This window comes from Hymenobacter agri (assembly GCF_054778495.1).
The window spans coordinates 1-1324 of the sequence record NZ_BAAGZM010000883.1; the positions used below are offsets into that span (position 1 = coordinate 1).

Here is a 1324-nt window from a genome sequence, read left to right on the forward strand (position 1 = left end):
GCGTGCTCGATGCCACCGGCCGCCTAGTGCGGCAGCTGCCCTGGACGGCCAGCCCCGAGCTGCAGCTCGACCTGAGCCACGAGCCCGCCGGCCTCTACCTACTCGAAGTAGACGCCGCCAGCGGCACGGCCCGCCAGAAAGTGGTGGTGCAGTAGCCACCGCTGGGTGACAAACGAAAAGGCCCCGCACGTTCGTGCGGGGCCTTTTGCATGAGCAGGACCAGGCCGACAGGCTATTTTCGGGCACCGGCGGCGGCCTGCACTTCCTGATTCAGACGCGTGTACTCGGCTCGCGACACCTCGTTTTTGTCCTCCTTCACGAGCTCCAGCGACTTGTTGGCGGCGGCAATGGCTTCCTGGTTTTTCCCTTGCTTCTGCAGCAGCCTGGCCTTCCGGTAATAGCCGTAATAGCTGGGACTGGCCTTGATGGCTTCATCGAGCCAGGCCACGGCGGGGCTCAGGTCTTTGCCGGTGCTGTAGTAGTACTGGGCGGCGGCGTAGTACGGCTTTTTGTCGCCTTTCATGGCTTGCTCAATCTGGCCCATTACCACGCGGTCGGGGTCGGCTACAATGGGCAGCGCTACCTGCGTGCGGTCCCAGCTCAGCACGAGGTCGGCGGAGGCGGGCTTGAGATTTTCCACGGCCAGGCTCATGGTTTCGACCGGGGCGGCGAGCTTCGTGGGCTTCGCCTTCACGCGTAGCACGTCGAGGGCCTGCTTGTAGTCGTACGTGCCCCACTGGGCGGTGTCGCGGTTCAGAATGAAGGTCCACTCCTTCGCTTCGGGAATGGCCAGCAGCGCGTAGGCGCCGGCCGGCACCACCTGGCCAGCTATTTTCACTTCCTCCCCGAAGCGCACTTTGGTGATGGTATTGGCCCCGAGCCGCCACACCGTGCCGTAGGGAATCAGGCCCCCGAAGGCCGTGCGCCCGCGCAGCGAGGGCCGCGAGTACGTCAGGTCGACGTAGGAGGTGGAAAAATTCTGGTGGATGCGCGTGGTTGGGCTCAGAGGTGGAATACTGAGCTTGGGCTGGGCGTGGGCGGCAGGCACCAGCAGCAGGCCGGCGGCGAGCAGTTGTAGGGCGTGTTTCATAGGCGAAAGAGGCCGGCCCGCCGCCGAAGTTGCAAGCGGCGCACGCGGGCGGCCAACAACCCGGCGCGATGCCTCGTTCAACGACGACGGTCCCGTTGCCAGCCCTGCCACCTCAGCCTGCTATTACTCGCCGCATGAAAATCCTTCTCACCGGAGCCACCGGCTATATTGGCCAGCGCCTGCTGCCGCTGCTGGCCGCCGCGGGCCACGATGTGGTGTGCCTCGTGCGCGACC

At 65.3% G+C, this 1324-nt stretch carries 3 protein-coding genes; 2 read left to right on the forward strand and 1 reads right to left on the reverse strand.

What is annotated here, in order from left to right; translation table 11 throughout:
* Positions 1-2: 2 nt before the first annotated feature.
* A complete protein-coding gene (locus tag ACYVDE_RS23065) occupies positions 3-155 on the forward strand; it encodes a T9SS type A sorting domain-containing protein (RefSeq protein WP_460503875.1) in 153 nt (50 codons plus the stop codon).
* Between the two features lie 77 nt (positions 156-232).
* Here ACYVDE_RS23065 and ACYVDE_RS23070 read toward each other — a convergent pair whose 3' ends face one another.
* Complete coding sequence (locus ACYVDE_RS23070) at positions 233-1090, reverse strand: DUF2911 domain-containing protein (protein ID WP_460503874.1); 858 nt, start codon at positions 1088-1090, stop codon at positions 233-235.
* A gap of 134 nt (positions 1091-1224) precedes the next feature.
* On the opposite strand from ACYVDE_RS23070, the gene ACYVDE_RS23075 reads away from it, so the two are divergent.
* On the forward strand, positions 1225-1324 hold a 100-nt coding region (locus tag ACYVDE_RS23075; RefSeq protein WP_460503876.1), incomplete at its 3' end, for an NAD-dependent epimerase/dehydratase family protein.

Excerpts from the sequence above, each read along its gene's own strand:
- ACYVDE_RS23070 (WP_460503874.1), bottom strand. The coding sequence starts at position 1,090 with ATGAAACACGCCCTACAACTGCTCGCCGCCGGCCTGCTGCTGGTGCCT.